The organism is Paenibacillus terreus, assembly GCF_042138595.1.
Classification (GTDB): domain Bacteria; phylum Bacillota; class Bacilli; order Paenibacillales; family Paenibacillaceae; genus Paenibacillus; species Paenibacillus terreus.
Genome location: NZ_JBHIRX010000013.1, coordinates 36645 through 54364 on the forward strand (window position 1 = coordinate 36645; position 17720 = coordinate 54364).

Below are 17720 nucleotides of genomic sequence, written 5' to 3' on the forward strand. Positions count from 1 at the left end.
AATCTTACTATACATATTGTTTTACAGAGTGTTATGAAGACAGGAGAATTGAATGATGTATATTGTTAAACGCATGCTGACGATGCTGCTCACAATCTGGATTGTGGTTACGTTGACCTTCCTGATTATGCATATGATTCCTGGAGACCCCTTTGCCTCTGATTCCAATACGCTGCCAGAAGCGGTAGTGGAAAATATGCGGGCACGCTATCACCTGGATCAACCGCTGCCTGTGCAGTATGTGATGTATTTGAAAAATTTGCTGACACTCGATCTTGGGCCGTCCATTCAATCCAAGACGACGGATGTGAATACGTTAATCAGCAGGGGGTTTCCTCCTTCTGCCTGGATCGGTCTGCAAGCGATGATCTTCGCCATTTTGGCGGGTGTTACCTTGGGCAGTGTGGCTGCGTTGTATCACAACCGCACGTTGGATTATCTCGCCATGATTGTAGCCATCATCGGCATCTCTATTCCCAGCTTCATTCTTGCGCCGCTGCTCATTAAGTATGCCGCAGTACAGTGGAGGCTTCTGCCTGTAGCTTCCTGGGGCACGTGGAAGCACACGGTACTGCCTTCGTTGGCTCTATCCGTTACACCGCTAGCGATCATTGCCCGCTTTGTGCGAACAAGTCTGATTGATGTATTGAATCAGGATTACATTCGTACGGCGAGAGCCAAAGGATTATCCACTTGGGAGGTTGTCATCAGGCATGGTCTGCGGAATGCGCTCATTCCCGTACTGTCCTTCATGGGGCCGTTATTTGCTTCCGTGATTACCGGAACCTTTGTGGTCGAGAAGATCTTTGCGATTCCGGGGATCGGTAAATATTTTGTGGACAGTGTCTTTAATCGCGATTATCCGGTGATTTTGGGCACGACTATTTTTTACAGCACGGTGCTCGTCATCACGTTGTTCCTGATTGACATTCTGTATCGTGTGGTCGATCCGAGAATTCAACTGGTGAGCAAAGGAGAATAGCATGAAATCAGCTAATGAACAGCTTAACCTTTACTCCGAATCATCGTTCCAATTGGTTGGGGCGGCCAAGCCCGCTGCTTCCTTCCAGAAGCGCCCCGTCATACCGGCCTGGCGAGAGCTGACGATCCGGCTCCTCCGGAATAAGCTGGCTGTATGCGGTGCGGTCTTGTTGCTGCTAATCCTGGCCATGGCCTGGGTGGGGCCTCATTTAACTCCGCATACTCCCAGTATGCAGTCTTTAACACAGACGAACCTGCCTCCGTCAGCCGAGCATTGGTTCGGTACGGATGATCTTGGGCGTGACGTGTGGGCACGTACTTGGGCGGGCGCCCGAATATCCTTATTCATAGGGTTTGCAGCGGCAGTGATTGATCTGGTATTGGGCATTGTAGTCGGCGGCATATCCGGTTACATGGCGGGGAGAAGTCCCCTGGGTGACCGGATAGATGGCGTCTTGATGAGGGTGGTTGAAATTTTGTACAGCATCCCTTATTTGCTGGTTATTATTTTGCTGCTGGTCATTATGAAGCCGGGCATATGGACGATGGTCATCGCCTTGTCCATCACGGGCTGGGTTGGTATGGCCCGGGTTGTCAGAGGCCAGATTCTGCAGCTCAAGGAGAGGGAATATGTGCTGGCGGCCCGTATGCTGGGAATGTCGCACACCCGGATTATCATGAAGCATCTGCTGCCCAACGCCGCAGGCATCATCGTTGTAAATCTGACCTTTACCATTCCGTCGGCTATCTTTTCCGAGTCGTTTCTGAGCTTTCTTGGTCTGGGTATTCAGGCTCCTGCAGCAAGCTGGGGAACGATGGCAAACGATTCATTAGGCGTTATTTTGAGCGGACAGTGGTGGAGGCTGTTTTTCCCGGGTTTCATGATTTCCCTGACGATGTTCGCATTCAACGCGCTGGGAGACGGATTACAGGATGTGCTTGATCCCCGAAGCAGTAACTAGCTTCAGGGCCCTTAAAGATCTTATAAGGCCTTTAAGGGCTTCGATAAAGGGAACTACATAATAACTTACTATAATTTACTTGGAGGTAGAGTCATATGAAATCATTCACTCGAACTTGGATCACCGTCCTGCTGCTGGCTGCCGTGGCGCTGGCTGGATGCTCGAGCGGCAACACCCCGTCTGCAAATTCGGCCGATGGCAGCACGGAAGAGGGAGCTGGAGCAGCTGTCCCTCAGGTGCTGACTACCAATCTGGCGGGAGGGGAGCCCTATACTCTGGATCCGGCCTTTGCCTCCGATACAACCTCCTACTGGGTTATCGACAATCTGTATGAAGGACTGTATGGCTATGATAAAGAGGGTAATGTCGTAGAAGCCGCTGCAAGCAGCGTAGATATCTCGAAGGACGGCAAGACGTACACCTTCACGATCCGCGACGGAGCGCAATGGTCCAACGGGGACCCGCTCACAGCTCAGGATTTTGAATACTCGTGGAAGCGTGTATTGAACCCGGAGACTGCTGCTTACGATCCGTCATCTTTATATTACATCAAGGGTGCTGAGGAATATAACACAGGTAAAGGCAAGGCTGAGGATGTGGGCGTTACGGCTGTAGATGATCGGACGCTGAAGGTGGAACTGAAGGCGCCGCTCAGCTTTTTCCCTATCGTAGCGGTAGGCCATGCTTACCTGCCTGTAAATCATACTGTTGTAGAGCAAAATGAGAAATGGGCAGCAGAAGCGGAGACATTGGTAGGCAACGGACCTTTCACGGCGAAAAGCTGGAAGCATAATGAGGAGATTACACTGGGCAAGAACGAGAATTACTGGAACAAGGACCTCATTGCACTGGATACGATTAACTTTAAGATGGTGCAGGATTCCACGACTTATTATCAGATGTACAAAACGGGGGATCTCGATCTCATTTTGTCCCTGCCTGTGGATACGATTGATCAGGAGAAGAGTAATAAGGAATATGTGTCGCATCCTTCATTCAGTGTGTATACGTACTCGTTCAATGTTAAGGAGAAGCCTTTTAATAACAAAAAGATTAGACAAGCCTTCTCCTATGCGATCGACCGGGAGGCGCTGGCGAACAATGTCACCAAAGCAGGTGAGGTTCCGGCCTACGGCTATGTTCCATATGGTACTACGGCTCCATCCGGCAAGGATTTCAGGGATGAAGCTACAGAAAAGTATTACGAATATAACGTAGATAAAGCTAAGGAGCTGCTGGCCGAAGGCTTAAAAGAGGAGGGCCTGACCGAGCTGCCACCGGTAACCTTCAAGTACAATACCAATGACAAGCACAAAAAAGTCGCGGAAGCTGTTCAGGAAATGCTGAAGGAAAACCTGGGGGTTCAGGTTCAACTGGAAAACCAGGAATGGGGAACATATATTGATACGTTCAAGCAGAAGAACTTCCAGGCTGCGCGTATGGGCTGGGTTGGCAATTATCTGGACCCGCTTGGTGTGCTTGGGCATTACACTACAGATAACTCGAACAACTTCACGAACTGGAGCAATGCAGCTTATGATCAATTGATTCAGGAATCAACGTATGAACAGGACCCGGAGAAGCGCTTTGCAGAGCTGCATGAGGCAGAGGGCATTCTAATGGACGAGCTCCCGATTATGACCCTGCTGTTCTCCGCAGATACCGCATTGGTCAGTCCTAAGGTGGAAGGGATCGTCTTTGATGCCCGTGCCAATGCAGACCTTCGCTTTGCCAAGCGGGTAGCGGAGTAAGCATGCTGCTGAGAACCATCGCGGTAACGGGACTGGCGGCTGGAATCACCTGGTTCATTTGCAATGGGAGTGTTCAGGCTGCTGTCGTGGGTGTTGGTGCAGTATCCGTACTTCAGGGCGGGCAGGAGGCTGCGAATCGATTATTTCTGTACGGTATGCTGGCACTGGTTATAGGGGCCTTGGCGTATGTACGCAATACGGGCTTTTTTGCTCCATTATCGAAAGGGCTGACCTTGTTGCAGGGGGTGAGTAGAACCTCCAGATCATTGCAGCGGGAGAATGAACGTCTGATGCAGGATGAGGAATTACAGTCCTGGAAGCTGAGCTTGTATCGCGGGCTGTCCTGGTATAGTGCGTCGATTGGGGGCGGTTTGGTGCTGGCCAGTACAGTCTGGTTGCTGCAAACAGCAAACTAACCGCGCAAACTACGTCAATGAGCAAGCCATGTAGATCAGTTGTCATCCCTTGAGATTTGAGGAGATTTTGGAAAGATTGGTTGTGTTAAATAAATGGATATGATAAAATAAAAATGCTGTTTATGAGACGTGAACTCTTCATTTTAATGCATAGATAGTGATGCTCAGTCTTAGGGGGTGGATTACATGGAATTGTTTTTGAAAATCTTGCTCGTTGTATTGTCCATTGCTGTAATCGCGGTTGTATTGTTGCAAAAAGGTAAGAGCGCAGGGTTGTCCGGTGCCATCTCCGGCGGAGCGGAACATCTGTTTGGCAAGACCAAAGCGCGCGGGATGGATCTGATTCTGCAGCGTGTAACGACAGGGCTTGGAGCGGCGTTTATGATCGTCTCCATTCTGGTTGCTGTCCTGGTGAGCTAATACGAACACCTAAAGCCTTCGTTTCAACCGAAACGGAGGCTTTTTTTGAATATTTATAAGGCCGTGACCGAAATACATAATAAGCGATATTCTAATAGAGGTTGTTCAAAAAGTCATCTTTTGATCACGAAGGAAATCAGGAAGCGGACTCGACATCGAATCTTGAATTCAGCCGGGCCTAAGCGAATGCTTCCGAAGCATGTTTCCTGCGGAAACATTTCAGGTGCTCACGTACCCCAAGTACGCTCCGCTCCTCAGTCCCGGCTTCATCCAATTCAAGCGTTTTGAAAAAACGCACATCGGAAGCATAAGCTTCGGTGCTGAAAACCTGACTTTTTGAACACGCGCTAATATAGGAAAGTTCATACTTTAACGGGTGCAGGGATGCACGGGATTGAATCTGTGTATACTAGGGTATGAGTATACTAGGACTGGTCTAATGATGACCGGATGAGGCGCCTGCACCTCACGAACGTAGAGCAGGAACAGATCAGAGAGAGATGGGTCGAAAATTAAAGGTCACCCGAGGTGAACGAAATGATAACAGAAGAACAAATACTTGAATTTATGCGGGATGCCGCTTATAAGCCGATGACATATCAGGAGCTGGAGAAGCATTTCGGGATTGATAATGCGGCGGATTTCAGGGAATTCCTGAAGCTGCTGAACACGCTGGAGGAGAGCGGCAAGCTGCTGCTGAACAGCGGCAGCCGGTATGGCGTGCCGGAGCGGATGAATCTGGTGCGCGGACGCTTGCAGGCTCATGCCAAGGGTTTTGCATTTCTGATTCCGGAGGACAGGGACCATCCTGATGTCTATATCCATGCCAATGACCTCAAAGGCGCGATGAACGGCGACACCGTGCTGGTCCGTGTGACATCCAGAGGGCCTGAGGGCGGGCGTCTGGAAGGTGAAGTGGTGCGGATCGTCGAGCGCGGCATTCTGCAGGTGGTCGGCGTGTTTCAAAGCCATGAAGTGTACGGCTTCGTAATCCCTGACGACAAACGGATTAATCGGGATATTTTTATTCCTCAGCCCAGTTTTAATGGGGCGGTCAATGGACAGAAGGTCGTTGTCAAGATTGTAAATTACCCCGAGGGCCGTGCGGCTGCGGAAGGTGAAATCATTGAGATTCTTGGTCATAAGGACGACCCGGGCGTGGATATTCTGTCCATTATCCGCAAGCATCAGCTTCCGGAATCTTTTCCCGAGGAGGTCATGGCAGAAGCGGACGCGGCTCCCGATTCCATTACGGAGGATGAAATCATCCGGCAGGGGAGACGGGATCTGCGCGGCAAAACGATCGTGACGATCGACGGCGAAGACGCCAAGGACCTCGATGATGCAGTCAATGTGGAGCGTCTGCCGAACGGGAATTATCTGCTTGGCGTTCATATTGCCGATGTAGGGTATTATGTGCGTGAGAATTCCAAGCTCGACCAGGAGGCGTATAACCGCGGCTGCAGCGTGTATTTGGTGGACCGTGTCATTCCGATGCTTCCACATCGCCTGTCTAACGGGATTTGCTCCCTTAATCCACAGGTTGACCGGCTGACGATGTCGTGTGAAATGGAATTCGATCCGACTATGAAGGTTGTACGGCATGATGTTTTTACAAGTGTGATCAAGACAAAGGAACGGATGACCTACAAAAATGTCCGCAAAATCCTCGATGAAGAGGATCCGGAGCTGCTGGAGCGCTACAAGGATCTGGTTGATACCTTCAAGCTGATGAAAGAGCTGGCGATGAAGCTGCGCAGTCATCGTATGAAGCGGGGCGCGGTGGATTTTGATTTCGACGAAGCCAAGGTCATCGTCGATGAGGAAGGCAAAGCCGTGGATATTGTCAAGCGGGAACGCACCGTGGCCGAGCAGATTATCGAGGAGTTCATGCTGGCGGCGAATGAGACGGTGGCGGAGCATTTCCACTGGCTGAAGGTGCCGTTTATTTACCGGATTCACGAGGACCCGGATCAGGAGAAGCTGCAGAATTTTATGGCATTTGCCTCCAATTTTGGATATCAGATTAAAGGCCGCGGCAACTCGATTCACCCTCGTGCCCTGCAGACGCTGCTGGAGGATATCCAGGGCACGAAGGAGCAGACCGTGCTGAGCACGATGATGCTGCGCTCCATGAAGCAGGCGAAATATGATTCCGAGTCGACGGGTCACTTCGGGCTGGCGGCGGAGTTTTATTCCCACTTCACGTCCCCGATTCGCCGTTATCCCGATCTGGTCATTCACCGCGTGATTCGGGAGGTGCTGGAGAGCGGCGGCACGCTTTCGCCAGAGCGCCAGGAATACCTCGCCTCCCGCATGCAGGATATTGCGCAGCAGTCCTCCGAACGGGAGCGGGTTGCGGTAGATGCCGAGCGCGATGTAGAGCAGATGAAGAAAGCGGAGTACATGCTGGATAAAGTCGGGGAAGAGTTCGACGGCATTATCAGCAGCGTTACCAGCTTCGGTATGTTCATTGAGCTGGAAAATACGGTGGAGGGGCTCATCCGGATGGGTGGCCTGACGGACGACTATTATCACTTCGATGAGGCGCATATGGCCCTGATCGGGGAGCGCACCTCCCGCGTATTCCGCATTGGCGATGAAGTAAAGGTGCGCGTGGCGCGCGTCAGCATGGATGAGCACACCATCGACTTCGAACTGGTGGATATGAAGCCGCGCAGCGAGCGCGGACGGCCCGACTGGGCAGGCGGCGGCTCCGGGCGTTCGGGCGGCCGTGGCAAGGGAGGCGGCCGTGGCGGTGCAGCCGTCGCAGAAGGAGGCCGCTCCGGCGGCAAGGGAGGCAGTCGTGGCGGTGCAGTCTCCGCTGAAGGAAGTCGTTCCGGCGGTAAGGTGAGCGGAAAAGGCAAGCGGAGCGGCGACAGAAGCCACTCTGAGCGAGGCGCTGCTTCGGCACCGGCGGTCAGCTTCGGCTTTGGCAGCGGCAAGGGTGGCTATAATTCGCCTGCAGGTGGCAGCGGCGGCAGTGGAAGCCGCCGCAAGAAGACGTCGGCGAGCGGCATCTTCATCGGTGAGTCGGCCACACCGGGCAGCGATGCCGCCGGTCCGGTGCGCCGCAAGCGGAAGAAGTCCAAAGGCGGCAGCGGCGGAAACGCGACGGCAGCCTTTGTGCGTAAGAAGAAAAAGTGAACGGACAGGCAGTTGATTTGGATTTGTGCAAGTTTTGAGGAGCTCTAACTGTCATTGCGACCGTCAGAAGGATCGGCAATGTCCGAGACCTTCAAGGAGTCATGGCAAGAGTAGGCAGCCTGTCATGGGGCAGGCTGCTTGCTCAAGGGGCCATAACAAACACTGGTAGCCATAACAAGCACAAGCAGCCTGTTGTGACGACAGGCTGTTCGCTTGCGGAGCAAAGTGTGTGTCGTATTGCAGCTGATTGTAGCCGGATATCCTTGCTTTTGCCAAGGTGCATTTGCTACAATTAATGTCTGGCTGCGCTATATGTTATTTTGTTAAAGGAGTGATTGTCATGGGTAAAAAAGCCGACGGGAAAGTGCTCGCCCAGAACAAGAAAGCTTCCCATGATTATTTTATTGAAGACACCTACGAAGCGGGAATGGTGCTGACGGGAACGGAGATCAAGTCCGTCCGCAACGGGCGTTCCAATATCAACGATGCGTTTGCAACCATCCGTAACGGGGAAATTCATATTCATAACATGCATATCAGCCCGTTCGAGCAGGGCAACCGGCATAATCCCGCCGATCCGACCCGTGCGCGCAAGCTGCTGCTGCATAAGGAACAGATCAACAAGCTGCTGGGCCTGTCGAAGCAGGATGGCTACGCGATCGTGCCGCTGAAGATTTACGTCCGCAATGGATATGCGAAGCTGCTGCTTGGGTTGGGGAAAGGTAAGAAGCAGTACGACAAACGCGATACAGCTGCCAAACGGGATGCCCAACGCGACATCCAACGTGCGCTACGTGAGAAGCAGAAGGTCGCGCGTTAATATGGAGTTGGCTTCACAGGAAGATGCTGTTTATGGCGGTTCAGAGTGCCTGAATTGGGGCAATTTATATACGCTCAGTATATCGAAACATCTATATTTTGATGCTGATGTATGGTATACTATTTAAGCAGTGTTCTTAGGAAAACTGCATCGTGATGCTTCTGAACATCCTTTCTTTAATGGAGGGAAAGGATGAGGAATAGATCAATGCTTATGCCCGGTTATGCCGGATCTAATCCAGAAGCCCTTTTATATTGAGGGGGCGTTTATGGATTCGACGGGGATAGTTCGAGCATGAGTAGCGGGTAGTGGGGACGCGTCCGCTTCATCAACGCTAAAGCCTATTAAACGGCAAACAACAAACTAACTACGCTCTCGCAGCTTAATAACCTGCAGACGTGCTCTCGCTCTGTATCGCCCATGTACCGGGATGAGGGCTCAACTTTAGTGGGATACGCTGTCTAGTCTCCGCCTGCGGCTAGCTGAAGAAGACAACCAGGCTGACCCGAAGGGAATCCGGTAACGGGGAGTCTCTAGGGTGACATCAAAACTGTTACTACACCCGTAGAAGCTTATGTGGCGTTATCTTCGGACAGGGGTTCGACTCCCCTCGCCTCCATTTAAATCATCAGTGGGACCACCTTTGAAGGTGGTCTTTCTACGTTTTGTGGGGATACTTCAGGGGGCATTGCGGTTTGGTCAATTGGCTGCTCTTTTTGAAGGGGGTCGATAAATCCAATTGGGAGGTGCTGACGATGAATGAACCTGTATTGAAAAAAGCAATGGATACGTTGGAGTTTCTAAGTCAGGATGCTGAGGCCCGCCGATTGTACGAAGACAGACAGAAGTATCTACATGATGAAGCTTCCATGATTGAAGGAGCTAAGGCAGAAGGAGAACGGAGCAAGGCCACCGAAATTGCCAAGAAATTGATTCAATCAGGAGTGGACGCAACTATCATCGCTTCATCCACCGGACTAACAAAAGAAGAAATAGAGTGGTTGAGAAACACACGACACTCTTCATGAATCATACTATCAGTTGCCAATGACCACTATATGGTTGTTGGCAACTTTTTTTGCTGCAAGCTATTTCTCAATGCATTAAAAATAGTGATTTTGTAAAGTTAAAAGTGTTCCATTTCGTATGGTATTACCTTCGAACAGGGGTTTAACTCCCTTCACCTCCATATGTGGTAGGAGGAGGTACTATCATTTATCGTTGTATTTTATAAAAGGTACGAGCATAAAACTTCCTATAACAAAAGTTTTTATTCAGTTTTGGAGGGATTTCAGGGTCTGTGGCGAATTTTGTAATATTATGTATAGTGCCGAAGGTATTTGAACGGGGGAGGATTTTATGGAAAGAAATCGTATCAAGGTAGGATATGCGGAAGAGCATTGGAACACAGCATTTACTCGAATTATTAAATATTCTGTGGAAATGTATGATGAAGGGTTAAAAGAACACAAGATTGTATCTGCACCTGACCTAGATATTCTTCAGAACAAAGTAGACTTACAGATTGAAAAGTGGAATGAGAAATGGGGAAAAGTTGAATTAAAACAACGAAGCCTAGAAGAAAAAGAAGCAAGTATTGAAGAGGCGGCTAGAAGAACAGAGGAAGCGGTAGAAGCAATTAGTGCTATTCATAATTTATTGCTTCACACTTTGGCTGTTGATGACACTATTAATTGGGATGTTTTAAAGAGAAGCGATGAATATTGTGAAAAGAAACCATCAAAACCGTCTCCCCCAAATAAGAGGGAATATCCGCAGGAACCAAAAAAAGAGGAACCCAGTTTCACATTACTAGAAAAAATACTTAAACCGAAGAGAGAGCAAAAAATTAAGGAGTACGAGAACAGATACGCCACGGCATTAGCTAACTGGAAGGAATATATTTCAGATATTGATAACTACAACCTTCTTTTGGATCAAGAACACGAAGAGGAAACTCAAAAATGGAAAGAGAAGGTTAAGGAATGGGAGATTAAGAAAGAAGCATTTGAAAGAGAGCAAGAAACTTTCAATAAAAAAATTGAGGAGATGAAGAAATCATACTTCAATCAAAATGAAGCTTCAATCATTGAATACTGCGAAATGGTATTAGAAAATTCCAAGTATCCGGAGACTTTTCCCAAGAACTACGAGTTGGAATACAACCCTGAAAATAAGATTCTTGTGATTGAGTATCAGTTGCCATCAATCAACTGTTTCCCTACATTGAAAGAATTGAAATACATCGCATCAAAAAAAGAACTCAAAGAAGTTCACCTTTCAGAGAGCCAGATTCAGAAGATGTTTGATGAATCAATGTATAAAATCACTTTACGTACGTTACATGAATTGTTTGAAGCAGATAAGGCGGAGGCGATTGATGCTATCTCCTTCAATGGATGGGTCGAGGCCATTAATAAAGCCACAGGAAAAGAAGAAAATAATTGCATACTAACAATCCAGGTCAAAAAAGAAGAATTTAGAGATATTGATTTGGCAAACGTTGATCCTAGAATATGTTTTAAAAACCTAAAAGGTATTGCGAGTAGCAAGCTTAGTGCTCTAAGCCCGGTTAAACCAATACTCCAAATTAGTAAAACAGATAAACGGTTTGTTGAGAGTTACGATGTTACAAATCAGTTAGATGAATCCACCAATTTAGCTGCAATGGATTGGGGAGACTTTGAACATCTGATTCGTGAGCTGTTTGAAAAGGAGTTTCAGATTAATGGTGGAGAGGTAAAGGTTACTCAAGCAAGTAGAGATGGGGGCGTTGATGCGATTGCATTTGATCCTGACCCGATCAGAGGCGGGAAAATTGTAATCCAGGCAAAGAGATATACAAATACAGTAGGCCTTTCTGCGGTTCGGGACTTGTATGGAACTGTAGTTAATGAAGGTGCGACAAAAGGGATTCTGGTATCTACAGCGGATTATGGGCCAGATGCTTATGAGTTTGCAAAGGGGAAGCCACTTACGTTATTGAATGGTTCAAATTTATTACACTTGTTGGAGAAACATGGGCACCATGCAAGGATTGATCTTCGTGAGGCTAAAAGAATTCTTGCGGGGAAGTAAAAAAGAACACTACATGAGCAATGAAATTGGTTTTAATCTGGTAAGGCGTTTTCTTCCGGAATAGATTGACTCCTCAAGTCTGTTTCTTAAAATTCAAAACGGGCGTTGATATATATCAAGAAAGGTTTTCAAGGAGGGCTTTATAGGTTGGATGAAAAAATAATAGAGCGTTTCAAATATGTGATGGGTGAAGATACTCCTGTTTTTAATTCCTATGTTATAAGAAAAGCAAAAGGAGAAATATTGGATATTGACTTCCTTCCACCAGATGATTTACAAGAAATGTTTATAGATGAGATTATAATCGATAATATCTTAGCTGATCTGTTCGATGTAAAGAAAGAGATTGTTACGAAAAAGAGATATAAACATGGTATTAAACAGGGGCAAACTTTCTCCAAAAAACTAATACAAAAGTTAGAAGAGACTATTAATAACTCTTTTCAAGTTATAGAAAAAACTCAAAGTATTGATCATGTACTCATACCGATAAAGATTATTTTTAGAGCAGAAGATGATCTGATTTTGGTGCCTTACAGAGTATTTGAAAATGATGGTAGATCGTTTCCTTTCTACGATTATGAAGGTTTGCAAGAGATTGATATTGAAGCTTTTTGTATACGAATTAGCAAAGTAAAGAAACAAATTGGGGATCTACTCAGTGAAATCATCGACTTTCTGGTAGAGTATGAATGGGAGGGTGAGATAAGTTTTGAAAATAAGGATGAAAAAGTAATTATCACAGCAGTTCTCTATACTGAAGAAGATTCTGAAAATGATAAGGCTTCAGTTTCGTTGACTGTGTCGTTACAAATATCTGGTCAGCACTTATTAGGGGATATAATTTTTGAATCGGAGTATGATCTGCAAAAAGGGATCCTTAAAATTAGTACAGATGACAGCGATTTTGAATTGGATGAAGATGAAATGCAGGGAATATTCGAGGATTGTTGGGATGGACTCAATCGCTATGTTCAAGTTCAAAAAGAAATGGAGGCAGAAATAGCAGCAGAATTAGAAGACCAGAACTAACTAATTTTGTGAGAAGGGGAATATTTATGTTGTCAGAGCTGTACGAAACAATTGATTCTCCCTCCAATTATAAACAGCTTAAGAATTATATTATGAGATTACCGAGGGTGAATAATCCATATTTTGGTATTGAAAAAAGAATCGAGACAGGTGATTCATGGTACTTTGAGGAGAACAAAGAGTTGTCTAGGGCATGTTTTGGCTTAAGCTATTCTGAGCTTGAATACTTGGTTAAGTTGTATGCAGAGAGAATAGGAATAAATAATTCATATTTTCAATATCCAAGGATAACTCGGTCTTTGAAAAGTGATAATTTTTGTGATATCACAGGATTATGGATTCCTGCCGGATTCCCATATATATCTTTTAGTGAGAGCGGTTATGATTTCGCGCATGTCTCATTGTTTGGTTTTTATCGACATATTGGAACAATGCTCTCTATGGGAACAAACACAGTTGGCACAGAGATGTCTGAGCACGAAACAATTGAAATGATTAATCTGATTGAACATATTGATTACTATTTTCCTTTCGAGATAGTTGTTACACGAGAGCATGTTGTACCCGAAATGTACGTACAATAGAGCCACGAGGCGCCACATTTTAAATCTACAGAATCTTCATATCGTGGACGGCTGAACGCAGCTTTTGATCCTACTACTTTACATATAAGATACTACATACCTTCTCCGTTTAGTCTTTTGTGCTACAATGAAAATAATTAATTCTTTCGGAGGTGATGAGGATGCGATGGGAGGAAGTTCGTGAACAGTTTCCTAATGAGTGGGTGGTCTGTGAAGCATTAAAGTCTCATTCCAAGGATGGGTATTGGCTCATTGATGAGGTAGCTCTTATTGATCGATTTGACGATTCTACAGTTGCCATGAAACGTTATTATGAATTGCACCGGGAGCAGCCTCATCGGGAATATGGTTTTTTTCACACTTCCCGAGAAACGTTGAAGCTTCGTGAGAAGTGGGCGGGAGTAAGGGGCCCTCGATGAAAATTAACGTGAGATATGGGCTTCCTTTTGTTGAAGTTACCATTTGTTATCATGGAAGAGAACTTCACTTGAGAAATGTATTGCTTGATACGGGATCAGCGGGAACGATATTCGGTGCCGATGCAGTAGATGCCATCGGGGTTAAGATTGAACCTGGAGACTTTCTGAATAAAATCAGGGGTGTTGGCGGAGTAGAGATCGTTTACTCCAAGCAGTTTGATTTTGTTAAAGTAGGGCTGGTTTCGCAGGAAGGTTTTGAGGTAGAGATTGGAGAAATGAATTATGGCATGGAGATTGACGGCATCCTTGGATTTGACTTTATTCAATCTGCCGGATTGGTAATTGATTCAGGAAAGTTGACAATTACAGCAAGAGGCTAACTAAGTAACTTTTTCAATGATTCGAATTCAAATATATAGCGACGAACTGTTTTACTCAGATACAGCTCGTCTCAACACATTAAAGGCACTGACCAATAAGATCAGTGCCTTTTTCGTATCAGAGGACCTAGAGAAAGTCTCCCCAACCATTGATTTTACTCCGCATTTCTCCGCACCTTCTCAAACACACTGTCTTTTTTCGGTTCCTCTTTTTCCAACTCAACCTTTAAAGCTTTTAACAGCTGCTCCCACTCCTTATGAGTGATCGGGCTGGCCGATTTGGTGAGTTCATAACCAAGCTGGCCGTTTACTTCGAGTGTCGCCGTTTTGATGTCCGATATGTTCGTGATACCTTGCTGTCTGACGCGCAGTTCCAATTGTTCAGTAGTCATTCTTAGTTTAGCCAAATTTTGCTGTAATATTTGCCCATCCTTGATCACTAACGTGGGTTTGCCAATAATCATTTTTTGAAAAAAAGGCCATTTCATAGCGATATATTGAAACACGATCAGTATAATGATGAACAACCCAATCGTAACAATCGTCCTCAATAACCTGCTGTGGGCGTCAACATGTCCAATGATCGTGCCGATGGCCAGCGTGGTCACCATCTCAAGGGGGGTCATTTCAGAAATGACCTTTTTTCCTGCGATCCTGAGCAAAATAAATCCCGAAATGATAAGAACTATTGCATCCAAAGCAAACAAACAGGTTGCCCCCTTAAGAAGATTGTTATCAATTATATCCGTTGGATAATTTTTCATACTATAAGTCGTTATTGGATGCGTCTCGGGTGCAGCATTATTAGCTGATTTGATTTTATGCCCCTTCAAAGATCTGATAAAATGTACAGGGGTTACATTCGGTGAAGACGATCGCTGCTATTCTGGAAGAGCATTCTGAGGAAAATTGAACGGTTCTTTTCGTAATTTTGTGGGAGGGACATCGTTGGGGAAGAAAGAAAAAGAAAAGTACAAATACACCGCGAGTCAAAAGAATGAACAGGGAGAGGCGGCTGCAGTCCGCTGCAGCAAGTTGGCTGAAGTCTTATGACGGGAATAGCTGCATCCGCGGTTATCGCAAGCATTTTGGTGTTAACGGGTTTACGATTTCCGGACAAGTGTCCAAGCTGTATGGAATGTCGTCTAAACGTGAGATAACCGGATGTTACTCGTATCCGTTGACGGAGGAAGAATGAAGACGGCTGTTGATATATATGACAGAAGCGACCGGAAGGGGTCGCTTCTTTTGCTTATTCATTTTCAACAATAATTACGATATCGCCTTGTTACTTAAATTCGGAGCCTTCTGGCTCATGAATAAAATTGCAGGGTATCCTTTATGCAGGGTTTTTGATCATCACTGCACCGTCTCAGCCCGCTTTCTGCCCGCGACGGCTCCGATCGCCCAGGCTGACAGCCCGAGCAGCAGCAGAATGCCTGAGATCCAAGGATGATACGCCAGCGTTGCTGCCTGGTTAACGGCGATGCCGCCAATGCCGGCGCCGGCCGCCAGTCCAAGGTGGATGACGGATGTGTTTATGCTCAGTATAAAATTAGCTGAATGGGGCGCTTTCTGAATAAAATAGCTCTGCATGGCCGGCCCCGCAGCAAACATGGCTAGAACAGCACAGGCGATCAAAATAAATCCGAATCCCGGAACGGTGCCCGTTAAGGGGAGCAGCATGAACGCGGCCGCATGCGTCAGAAGGGCATAACCTATGACAACGGCGGTCCCCCAGCGGTCGACAACGTACCCGCCTAACCGGGAGCCAACTGCTCCGATCACGCCCAGCCCCAGCATAACAAGCCCCAGCTCTGATGTGTGCAAATGATACAGCTCCTGCAAATACGGCGTTAAATACGTCATCATAACGGAATTTCCGCCCTCGCGGAACAGAGTGATGAGTAAGCCGATGATCACGACAGAGCTCCCCAACCATTTGAATTGCTGAAAAAACGGAGCCGGTTCGTCTCCTTCCATCTCCGGCAGCAGGCGAAACAGGATCATGCCAATCACGATGCCCAACAGCCCAAGCAGTACAAAAATGGATTTCCAATTCAGCCACTCGGTAATCGTAATGCCTGCGGGCACGCCCAAAATCATGGCCGTGCTAAAGCCGAGAATAATGGTCCCGATCGCGCTGCCGAGCTTCTCAGCCGGCACCAGCTTGGCTGCGATGCCAAATGCGGTGACCAGAAAAACACCGGAACTCGCGCCAAGTATAATTCGCGACACAATCAGCATGGCCGCCGACGCACTGAGGGCCGAAAGCGCACAGCCTGCCGTGAAAGCAACCATGGCCGAGAAAAGAAGCTTTTTACGGTCTATGCGGGAGGTCAGCGATATCACAACAGGAGTGCCAATGGCAAATGCAAGTGAATAAAAGGTGATGAGCTGCCCGGCAGCGGCAAGCGAAATGCCCATATCGTTCGCAATGATGGCCAGGATACCGGAGATGACCAGTTCTGAAGTAGCAGTCAGAAACACGGCCAGCGCAAGCAGGTAAATAGCTGATCGATACATGAGAACCATTCCCTTCCTAAGTCTTGGTTGTATTATAATTAAGAAGCTATACTTAGATAAGAAGGCAAAATGAATGGATATAAACCAAATAAATTGACCAGCTATACTTTGGAAAGTGGAGGTGCATCATGAATATGAACGAGGAGTTTATGCATACCTGCGCATTCTTGGAAGTGCTTGAGGCCAAATGGTCGATTCTGATTATTGCCAAGCTGGCTGCCGGACCGAAGCGATTCAAGCAGCTGCATCGTGACGTGGCCGTCGTCAGAACACAGTCATTAACAAACGCGCTTAAGCATCTTGAGGCGAAAGGGATCGTGCACCGTAAGGTATTTCCTACCGTGCCGGTTTCGGTGGAGTATAGTTTGACGGAGAAGGGGATGGACTTTAAACACGCTCTGACCGAAATGGAAAAATGGGCGCTTAGATGGCAATAATCCCCTGTGATCCCAAGCCGGGCGTCTTTCTGTTCCTGTAGTCAACAAATAACGTAAAATGGTGGGCTGCTGTACGTTTCCAATTCCCCTGGAGGGGAAGTCGGGTCAAGCAAAAGCTGCACAGGGACCCTGCCGCCTACCACGGTATGTGGATATGATGGGAGATATTCGGGGCCAGCCATCTATTGCGGTAGACAAAACAATTCCCGAAACCGGACCTAATCGGCAAAGTATCCCATCCGCAAAAAATGAATCATACGAAAAAATTTAAGCCCAAGACGGAATGTGCTCTGTCCGGGGCTCTTTTGCTATATATGGAACAGCTTATATAGAGTGAACCTTGTGTTCTTTTTACTTTTCATTAAAAAATATTCAATACAGCATCCAGAGAATAAGTACCCGCACCCGTCAAAGCAATACCTGCGGCTGCCGCGATCAGAACAAGGTTGTACTCGTAGCCGTTATTCGTCACCCAGAGACCGTTTTTGGCGTGTGCAGTTTTAATGGCGCCAATCATGGCGATGATGATGAACAATGCTCCGATTGGGGTCAGCAGTCCTAGCGCAAACAGAAGACCTCCCAGGAATTCCAGGAGTCCGGCTATGACTGCCATCGTGACACCGGGTTTAACGCCGATCGATTCCAGCCATCCGCCCGTTCCTTTCGGACCGTGACCGCCAAACCAGCCGAACAGCTTTTGCGCACCATGCCCCACAAACAACAAGCCTACAACCACACGTATGACCAATAATCCTAATGCCATCATT

The 17720-nt window shown here is 47.2% G+C and carries 17 protein-coding genes, 1 other RNA gene and 1 pseudogene; 16 read left to right on the plus strand and 3 right to left on the minus strand.

Annotation, left to right across the window (positions count from 1 at the left end; genetic code table 11):
• The first annotated feature begins 55 nt into the window (after window positions 1-55).
• The 14 genes and pseudogenes from ACE5KN_RS20930 to ACE5KN_RS20995 all read left to right on the plus strand — a co-directional run bounded on the left by ACE5KN_RS20930 (window position 56) and on the right by ACE5KN_RS20995 (window position 13990).
• Window positions 56-982 (plus strand): ABC transporter permease, encoded by a 927-nt coding sequence (locus ACE5KN_RS20930; RefSeq protein WP_375527055.1) that lies wholly within the window; start codon window positions 56-58, stop codon window positions 980-982.
• Between the two features lies 1 nt (window position 983).
• The gene (locus tag ACE5KN_RS20935) at window positions 984-1943 is read left to right on the plus strand and encodes an ABC transporter permease (RefSeq protein WP_375527054.1); all 960 of its coding nucleotides are present in this window, start codon (window positions 984-986) and stop codon (window positions 1941-1943) included.
• A 95-nt stretch (window positions 1944-2038) separates the two neighbouring features.
• On the plus strand, window positions 2039-3694 hold the full coding sequence (locus ACE5KN_RS20940) for a peptide ABC transporter substrate-binding protein (protein WP_375527053.1): 1656 nt from the start codon (window positions 2039-2041) through the stop codon (window positions 3692-3694).
• A 2-nt stretch (window positions 3695-3696) separates the two neighbouring features.
• Window positions 3697-4110 carry a DUF3899 domain-containing protein gene (locus tag ACE5KN_RS20945; protein ID WP_375527052.1) on the plus strand — a complete coding sequence of 138 codons (414 nt, stop codon included), beginning with the start codon at window positions 3697-3699 and terminating at the stop codon, window positions 4108-4110.
• 186 nt (window positions 4111-4296) lie between these two features.
• Window positions 4297-4530: a preprotein translocase subunit SecG gene (gene secG / locus ACE5KN_RS20950; RefSeq protein ID WP_355323898.1), complete on the plus strand. Its 234-nt coding sequence runs from the start codon at window positions 4297-4299 to the stop codon at window positions 4528-4530.
• Window positions 4531-5067: 537 nt separating this feature from the next.
• The gene (rnr, locus tag ACE5KN_RS20955; RefSeq protein ID WP_375527051.1) at window positions 5068-7677 is read left to right on the plus strand and encodes a ribonuclease R; all 2610 of its coding nucleotides are present in this window, start codon (window positions 5068-5070) and stop codon (window positions 7675-7677) included.
• Between the two features lie 340 nt (window positions 7678-8017).
• Window positions 8018-8497 (plus strand): SsrA-binding protein SmpB, encoded by a 480-nt coding sequence (gene smpB / locus ACE5KN_RS20960; protein WP_375527050.1) that lies wholly within the window; start codon window positions 8018-8020, stop codon window positions 8495-8497.
• A gap of 258 nt (window positions 8498-8755) precedes the next feature.
• Window positions 8756-9119: a transfer-messenger RNA gene (ssrA, locus tag ACE5KN_RS20965) on the plus strand.
• A gap of 70 nt (window positions 9120-9189) precedes the next feature.
• Window positions 9190-9525: pseudogene (locus tag ACE5KN_RS20970) on the plus strand (Rpn family recombination-promoting nuclease/putative transposase); the annotation flags it as partial.
• Between the two features lie 331 nt (window positions 9526-9856).
• Complete coding sequence (locus ACE5KN_RS20975) at window positions 9857-11575, plus strand: restriction endonuclease (protein ID WP_375527048.1); 1719 nt, start codon at window positions 9857-9859, stop codon at window positions 11573-11575.
• A 147-nt stretch (window positions 11576-11722) separates the two neighbouring features.
• Complete coding sequence (locus ACE5KN_RS20980; RefSeq protein WP_375527047.1) at window positions 11723-12607, plus strand: hypothetical protein; 885 nt, start codon at window positions 11723-11725, stop codon at window positions 12605-12607.
• A 26-nt stretch (window positions 12608-12633) separates the two neighbouring features.
• Window positions 12634-13191 (plus strand): hypothetical protein, encoded by a 558-nt coding sequence (locus ACE5KN_RS20985; RefSeq protein WP_375527046.1) that lies wholly within the window; start codon window positions 12634-12636, stop codon window positions 13189-13191.
• A gap of 161 nt (window positions 13192-13352) precedes the next feature.
• The gene (locus tag ACE5KN_RS20990; RefSeq protein WP_375527045.1) at window positions 13353-13610 is read left to right on the plus strand and encodes a hypothetical protein; all 258 of its coding nucleotides are present in this window, start codon (window positions 13353-13355) and stop codon (window positions 13608-13610) included.
• Window positions 13607-13990, plus strand: coding sequence for a retropepsin-like aspartic protease (locus ACE5KN_RS20995; protein ID WP_375527044.1), 384 nt, complete (start codon window positions 13607-13609; stop codon window positions 13988-13990). The genes ACE5KN_RS20990 and ACE5KN_RS20995 overlap by 4 nt, the downstream gene beginning before the upstream one ends.
• Window positions 13991-14145: 155 nt before the next feature.
• Here the strand turns inward: ACE5KN_RS20995 and ACE5KN_RS21000 are convergent, their stop codons facing one another.
• Entirely contained in the window at window positions 14146-14697 is a 552-nt protein-coding gene (locus ACE5KN_RS21000; protein WP_375533142.1) for a DUF421 domain-containing protein, read from the minus strand.
• A gap of 290 nt (window positions 14698-14987) precedes the next feature.
• Here ACE5KN_RS21000 and ACE5KN_RS21005 point away from each other — a divergent pair, with 290 nt between their 5' ends.
• On the plus strand, window positions 14988-15188 hold the full coding sequence (locus tag ACE5KN_RS21005) for a hypothetical protein (protein WP_375527042.1): 201 nt from the start codon (window positions 14988-14990) through the stop codon (window positions 15186-15188).
• A 161-nt stretch (window positions 15189-15349) separates the two neighbouring features.
• Here the strand turns inward: ACE5KN_RS21005 and ACE5KN_RS21010 are convergent, their stop codons facing one another.
• The gene (locus tag ACE5KN_RS21010) at window positions 15350-16516 is read right to left on the minus strand and encodes an MFS transporter (protein ID WP_375527041.1); all 1167 of its coding nucleotides are present in this window, start codon (window positions 16514-16516) and stop codon (window positions 15350-15352) included.
• 128 nt (window positions 16517-16644) lie between these two features.
• Between ACE5KN_RS21010 and ACE5KN_RS21015 the strand changes: the two genes are divergently transcribed.
• Window positions 16645-16953 (plus strand): winged helix-turn-helix transcriptional regulator, encoded by a 309-nt coding sequence (locus tag ACE5KN_RS21015; RefSeq protein ID WP_375527040.1) that lies wholly within the window; start codon window positions 16645-16647, stop codon window positions 16951-16953.
• 361 nt (window positions 16954-17314) lie between these two features.
• Here ACE5KN_RS21015 and ACE5KN_RS21020 read toward each other — a convergent pair whose 3' ends face one another.
• Window positions 17315-17719 (minus strand): DoxX family protein, encoded by a 405-nt coding sequence (locus ACE5KN_RS21020; RefSeq protein ID WP_375527039.1) that lies wholly within the window; start codon window positions 17717-17719, stop codon window positions 17315-17317.
• Window position 17720: the final 1 nt, after the last annotated feature.

Coding starts and splice junctions, on each gene's coding strand:
- ACE5KN_RS21020 (WP_375527039.1), bottom strand. CDS start 17,719: ATGATGGCATTAGGATTATTGGTCATACGTGTGGTTGTAGGCTTGTTG.
- smpB (WP_375527050.1), top strand. CDS start 8,018: ATGGGTAAAAAAGCCGACGGGAAAGTGCTCGCCCAGAACAAGAAAGCT.
- ACE5KN_RS20990 (WP_375527045.1), top strand. CDS start 13,353: ATGCGATGGGAGGAAGTTCGTGAACAGTTTCCTAATGAGTGGGTGGTC.
- ACE5KN_RS20930 (WP_375527055.1), top strand. CDS start 56: ATGTATATTGTTAAACGCATGCTGACGATGCTGCTCACAATCTGGATT.
- ACE5KN_RS20985 (WP_375527046.1), top strand. CDS start 12,634: ATGTTGTCAGAGCTGTACGAAACAATTGATTCTCCCTCCAATTATAAA.
- ACE5KN_RS20945 (WP_375527052.1), top strand. CDS start 3,697: ATGCTGCTGAGAACCATCGCGGTAACGGGACTGGCGGCTGGAATCACC.
- ACE5KN_RS21005 (WP_375527042.1), top strand. CDS start 14,988: ATGAACAGGGAGAGGCGGCTGCAGTCCGCTGCAGCAAGTTGGCTGAAG.
- ACE5KN_RS20940 (WP_375527053.1), top strand. CDS start 2,039: ATGAAATCATTCACTCGAACTTGGATCACCGTCCTGCTGCTGGCTGCC.
- rnr (WP_375527051.1), top strand. CDS start 5,068: ATGATAACAGAAGAACAAATACTTGAATTTATGCGGGATGCCGCTTAT.
- ACE5KN_RS20935 (WP_375527054.1), top strand. CDS start 984: ATGAAATCAGCTAATGAACAGCTTAACCTTTACTCCGAATCATCGTTC.
- ACE5KN_RS21010 (WP_375527041.1), bottom strand. CDS start 16,516: ATGTATCGATCAGCTATTTACCTGCTTGCGCTGGCCGTGTTTCTGACT.
- ACE5KN_RS20975 (WP_375527048.1), top strand. CDS start 9,857: ATGGAAAGAAATCGTATCAAGGTAGGATATGCGGAAGAGCATTGGAAC.
- ACE5KN_RS21015 (WP_375527040.1), top strand. CDS start 16,645: ATGAATATGAACGAGGAGTTTATGCATACCTGCGCATTCTTGGAAGTG.
- ACE5KN_RS20995 (WP_375527044.1), top strand. CDS start 13,607: ATGAAAATTAACGTGAGATATGGGCTTCCTTTTGTTGAAGTTACCATT.
- secG (WP_355323898.1), top strand. CDS start 4,297: ATGGAATTGTTTTTGAAAATCTTGCTCGTTGTATTGTCCATTGCTGTA.